The organism is Aeromonas sp. 159 (assembly GCF_963862045.1).
GTDB classification, from domain to species: Bacteria; Pseudomonadota; Gammaproteobacteria; order Enterobacterales; family Aeromonadaceae; genus Aeromonas; species Aeromonas veronii.
Genome location: NZ_CAWLMI010000092.1, coordinates 1 through 5,855 on the forward strand (window position 1 = coordinate 1; position 5,855 = coordinate 5,855).

At 55.5% G+C, this 5,855-nt stretch carries 3 protein-coding genes; all 3 read right to left on the reverse strand.

Features of this window, described 5'->3' with window-relative positions; genetic code table 11:
* Positions 1-366: 366 nt before the first annotated feature.
* Complete coding sequence (gene pflB, locus AACR14_RS15075) at positions 367-2,649, reverse strand: formate C-acetyltransferase (RefSeq protein ID WP_005352571.1); 2,283 nt, start codon at positions 2,647-2,649, stop codon at positions 367-369.
* Between the two features lie 46 nt (positions 2,650-2,695).
* The gene (gene focA / locus AACR14_RS15080) at positions 2,696-3,544 is read right to left on the reverse strand and encodes a formate transporter FocA (RefSeq protein ID WP_005333620.1); all 849 of its coding nucleotides are present in this window, start codon (positions 3,542-3,544) and stop codon (positions 2,696-2,698) included.
* Positions 3,545-3,925: 381 nt separating this feature from the next.
* Positions 3,926-5,686, reverse strand: a complete 1,761-nt coding sequence (gene ycaO, locus AACR14_RS15085) for a 30S ribosomal protein S12 methylthiotransferase accessory factor YcaO (RefSeq protein ID WP_005352574.1) — start codon at positions 5,684-5,686, stop codon at positions 3,926-3,928.
* Positions 5,687-5,855 lie beyond the last annotated feature (169 nt).

The following is a 5,855-nucleotide window of genomic DNA, read 5'->3' on the forward strand; positions in this document are numbered from 1 at the left end:
AGAGGCAGAGGCAGAGGCAGAGAATGATTCCATAGTCACAGGCTTATGGGTATTGCTTGATACCTGCGATGGCGCCTCTGTTCACCCCTTAAACCTGATCAGCTGTTCCACGAGCCATAGCAACACTGATGCAATGGCAGGCAAAGCAACCGCCTATCCCCTTAGAGCGCGAATAAAGCATAATCGCATTACAGACGGGGCTTAGGTCAATCCTGGTGAGCCCCTCCAATCCTCTTCGAATACCCAGTAACACCTGTTGTGGTTGCAATGGAACTGGAGGCGATTCACAGGGGATGATTACTCCCCTGAATCGCACGCATAAAAAAACCGGCGCCTTGGCGCCGGTTTTTGCTTACTATGTCTCGATTACAGAGAAGCAGTGAAGGTACGGGTGATGACGTCTTGCTGTTGCTCTTTGGTCAAAGAGTTGAAGCGAACGGCATAACCGGATACGCGGATGGTCAACTGCGGATATTTCTCCGGGTTTTCCATGGCGTCCAGCAGCATTTCACGGTTCATCACGTTAACGTTCAGGTGCTGACCACCCTCTACGTTGGATTCGTGGTGGAAATAACCGTCCATCAGGCCAGCCAGGTTGGCTTTCTGGGCTTCCATATCTTTACCCAGTGCGTTCGGCACGATGGAGAAGGTATAGGAGATACCATCTTTAGCGTAAGCGAACGGCAGCTTGGCAACGGAAGTCAGGGAAGCAACAGCACCTTTCTGGTCACGACCGTGCATCGGGTTTGCACCCGGGCCGAACGGAGCACCGGCACGACGGCCATCCGGGGTGTTACCGGTCTTCTTGCCATATACCACGTTGGAGGTAATGGTCAGAACAGACTGGGTAGCAACAGCACCACGGTAGGTGTTCAGCTTCTGAATCTTCTTCATGAAGCGCTCAACCAGGTCACAGGCGATATCATCGACGCGAGCGTCGTTGTTACCGAACTGCGGGTATTCGCCTTCGATTTCGAAGTCGATGGCAACGCCATCTTCGTCACGAATCGGCTTGACCTTGGCGTACTTGATGGCAGACAGGGAGTCAGCGGCTACGGACAGACCAGCGATACCACACGCCATGGTGCGATATACGTCACGGTCGTGCAGCGCCATCAGAGAGGCTTCGTAGCTGTACTTGTCGTGCATGTAGTGGATGATGTTCAGCGCAGCAACGTATTGCTTGGCCAGCCAATCCATGAAGTGGTCCAGACGATCCATTACGTCGTTGTAGTCGAGGTACTCGGACTTGACCATCTCGGTTTTCGGACCGACCTGGATCTTGAGCTTCTCGTCCATACCACCGTTGATTGCATACAGCATGGTCTTGGCCAGGTTGGCACGAGCACCGAAGAACTGCATCTGCTTACCAACGATCATCGGGGATACACAGCAAGCGATGGCGTAGTCATCGTTGTTGAAATCCGGACGCATCAGATCGTCGTTCTCGTACTGAACGGAAGAGGTCTCGATGGATACCTTGGCACAGTACTTCTTGAAACCGACCGGCAGCTTCTCGGACCACAGGATGGTCAGGTTCGGCTCAGGGGACGGGCCCATGGTGTACAGGGTGTTCAGCATACGGAAGCTGTTCTTGGTGACCAGAGTACGGCCATCAACGCCCATACCAGCCAGGGTCTCGGTCGCCCACATCGGGTCGCCGGAGAACAGTGAATCGTATTCCGGAGTACGCAGGAAGCGAACCATACGCAGCTTCATGACCATGTGGTCCATCAGCTCCTGGGCTTCTTGCTCGGTGATCAGGCCTTTCTGCAGGTCGCGCTCGATGTAGATATCCAGGAAGCTGGAGGTACGACCGAAGGACATGGCTGCACCGTTCTGGGACTTGACTGCCGCCAGGTAGGCGAAGTAGGTCCACTGTACGGCTTCTTTAGCGTTCTTGGCCGGTACGGAGATATCGCAACCGTACTTGGCAGCCATCACCTTCATCTGTGCCAGGGCACGGTGCTGCTCGGAGATCTCTTCGCGCAGACGGATGGTGGCTTCCAGGTTGACGCCGTTTTCCAGGTCAGCTTGCAGGGACTTGAACTGGGCCAGTTTGTCGGCCATCAGGAAGTCAACACCGTACAGAGCAACACGACGGTAGTCACCGATGATACGGCCACGGCCGTAGGCATCCGGCAGACCGGTGATAACACCAGACTTACGGCAGTTCAGGATGTCTTTGGTGTAAACGTCAAACACGCCCTGGTTGTGAGTCTTGCGGTATTCGGTGAAGATCTTCTCGACCATCGGGTCCAGTTGACGACCGTACACTTCGCAAGAAGTTTTAACCATCTTGATACCGCCGTTGGCGATGATGGCGCGCTTCAGCGGCTTGTCAGTCTGCAGACCAACGATCTGCTCCAGGCTCTGATCGATATAACCGGCATCGTGTGCGGTAATGGTGGAGGGCAGGTCAGTATCAAAATCAACCGGCGCATGAGTGCGGTTCTCGATTTTGATCCCTTCCATGACCTTGTCCCACAGCTTGGTGGTCGCTTCGGTCGCGCCAGCCAGGAAGGACTCGTCACCTTCATACGGGGTGTAGTTCTTCTGGATGAAGTCACGGGTGTTGACAGAGGTCTGCCATTCACCGGCCGCGAAGCCTTCCCATGCTTTTTGGAACTGTTCGTTAAGTTCTGCCATTTTTCATTACCTCACACGGTATTGATGTAGTATCCCGCAATCATCCTTAATGATGACGACGGAAGATAAACCAGTAAGTCAGACCAACCATCACGCCACCACCGATGATATTGCCGATGGTCACGGGGATGAGGTTGTGTAGGACGAAGTTGGATACGGTCAGGTCAGCAAAGGTTGCCGGATCCTGGCCGATGGCCTGCCAAAATTCCGGACTAGCCACGCTGTGGATAGCGATACCAACCGGAATCATAAACATGTTTGCGATGCTGTGCTCGAAACCTGATGCAACGAACATGGCAACCGGCAGCAGCATAACCACTACCTTGTCAGTCGCGCTGCGGGCACCAAAGGCCATCCAGGCAGCAAGACATACCATCAGGTTACAGAGGATACCCAGCGCCACCGCTTCGAAGAAGGTGTGGTGAATTTTGTGTTGGGCCACTTTGAGGGCGTTAAGGCCCCACTGACCGTCTGCGGCCGTGTACTCGGCAGAAACGATGATCAGCGCCACCATCAGCAGACCGCCAATCAGGTTACCGAAGTAGACCAGACCCCAATTCTTGAGCAGCTGAGCCCAGCTGATGCGATTGGCAGCCTTGGCCACCAGCGTCAGGGTGGTGGAGGTGAACAGCTCGGCACCGAGCAGCACACAGAGAATAAGTCCGAGAGAGAAGCAGAGACCGCCCACCAGCTTGGCCATACCCCAAGGCATGGAGCCGGTTCCGGTCGTCACTGTGATGTAGAAGATAAATGCGATGGCGATGAAAGCGCCTGCGGTGATGGCCAGTGGAATGACCTTGTATGCCGGCTTGGTAGCCTTGGCATAGGTGATGTCTTCAGCCAGTGCAGCGATGGCTTCGGGCTTGAGACAATCGAATGGAGATTCAGCTTTCAATTATTTTCTACCTGAATGTTTTGCCTGTTGAAATCATAACAAAGGGCCAAATAGCCAAAATTGACATTGATCAAGTTTATCAGAGTGCGAATGTAATTTTACTACAAATATTTTAGTGCGATGGCTACGCCACTTTACACCAGGTATCAGCTGAAACAGAAATATCACATTTTTAATGTAATGATTTTAAAGAATTTATTCCAGAGCATGGAAATATGGTATTGGCAAGATATCTTTGCAGTTCAACAGCACATCCCCTGCCCTGCCATCAACCCCCTTAGGGGTATTTTTTGTTTTTTATTTCATCTTTGAATAACAATCCCTTGCCTTGCCGCACGATAAACAGAAGGGGCCACACGGCCCCTTTCTTTACAGCAACAATCACGCCCAGTGATGGGCTCGCTTGGCCTTCTGCAGCTTCTCGTAGGCCGCCAGCAGCTTCTGGTGCAGCGGGAACTGGGAGAGCGACAGGTCGGCCGCCTCCAGACCGTGGAAGCGTGCTTCGCCAGTGGCGTTGGCCCATGCCTGTGCCAGCGTCTCTTCACCATACATGCGAGTGAAGACGGCGCGATACTGCTCCGGATCCCGCTCCTCGTCGAGGAACAACTCGACGCAGGCACGCAGGGCGCGGTAGTAGCTGGCACGCTCGGCAGTGAACACCGACTGGTTGAACTCCATGGTCCAATCGATGAGATCGAGAGCAGTCTCCAGCTCACCGGCGGCCAGCGCCAGCATGGCTTTCAGCTCGCCAACGCGCAGGGTGTGCAGCGCGGTCCCCTTGGCAGCGGCGATGCCCAGCAGCTCGCGTACACGGGTACGCTCGTCGTGCCCCTCTTCATCCAGTTGATCAAACAACGCCATGTACTGCTCGGCATCCCAATCAAGTGATGGCAGTGCCAGGATCACTTCGCGCAGGTTGGCGCCCATGTTGTTGTTGGCCAGCAGCAGATCTTCGGCCGGATAGATGTCGGACATGCCCGGCACCAGAATGCGGCAGGCGTAGACACCCAGATGCTCGTAGTCGGCGATATAGACCGGCTGCTCCAGCTCATGGAAGATGCCGATCAGGTGGTCGAACTCCTCCTGCGAGGTGCCACGGAAGTCCCAATCGGCAAACTCGAAGTCCGCATCCTGCTTGAACAGATCCCAGCTGATAAGGCCCGAGGAGTCGATGAAGTGGGTCTCGAGGTTGTGGTGATCCGCCACCTGCTCGTTGTCGAATGACGGCGGCACAAACACGTCGAGATCCTTGAGACCGCGGCCCTGCAGCAGCTCGGTGACGGTACGCTCGAAGGCCACTTCGAAGCGCGGGTGGGCACCGAAGGAGGCAAAGCAGGTGCCATTGCTCGGGTTGAGCAGCACCACGCAGATGACCGGATAACGGCCACCCAGAGAGGCATCGAAGCTGTAAATGGGGAAGCCTTCCGCTTCGAGGGCGGCGATGGAGGCGGCAATCCCCGGATAACGGGCAATGACCTCGTCCGGGATCAGCGGCAAGCTGATGGCCTCGGCGATGATCTTGTTCTTCACGTGGCGCTCGAACACCTCGGAGAGCGCCTGGGTGCGCGCTTCAGTCTTGGTGTTGCCGGCGCTCATGCCGTTGGAGACATAGAGGTTGCCGATGATGTTCATCGGGATGTAGACGGTCTCGTGATCGGACTGACGCTCGAACGGCAGCGCGACGATACCGCGCTCTTCGTTGTTTGACTGCAGATCCACCAGCATGTCGGCGGTCACTTCACCGTCCGGGTTGTAGAACTTGCGGGTGAAGCTGTCGAGCAGACCGGCCGGAAACTGGTCACCCTCGATGGGGAACCACTTCTCGTTCGGGTAGTGAACGAAATCGCCGTTGGCGACCTGCTCGCCCAGATAGAAGTCGGCGAAGAAGTAGTTGGTGGAGAGACGCTCGAAATATTCGCCAAGGGCAGACGCGAGGGCCGCCTTCTTGCTGGCACCCTTGCCGTTGGTAAAGCAGAGGGCGCACTCTTTGTCGCGAATATGCACCGACCAGACGTTCGGCACGGGGTTGAGCCAGGAGGCCTCTTCAATATCAAAGCCCAAGGCTTGCAGCTTGGTCTGGAAGCGTTCGATGGAGTCTTCCAGCGCCGCGTCCTTGCCGGGAATAAAAGTGTGGTCAGTCATCACGATATCCTGATTTTTATTGGCTCATGTTCGGCCGCAGATAATAGCAGGGGTCGGCGGCTTTGGCAGGACAAAAATCAGCAAACAGGGATGAGTCGCACGGTGAGAAACCGGCTTGCCCCCTCTCCCCCACCACAAACAGCGCGGGCCCGGGGATTGCCCGGGCCCG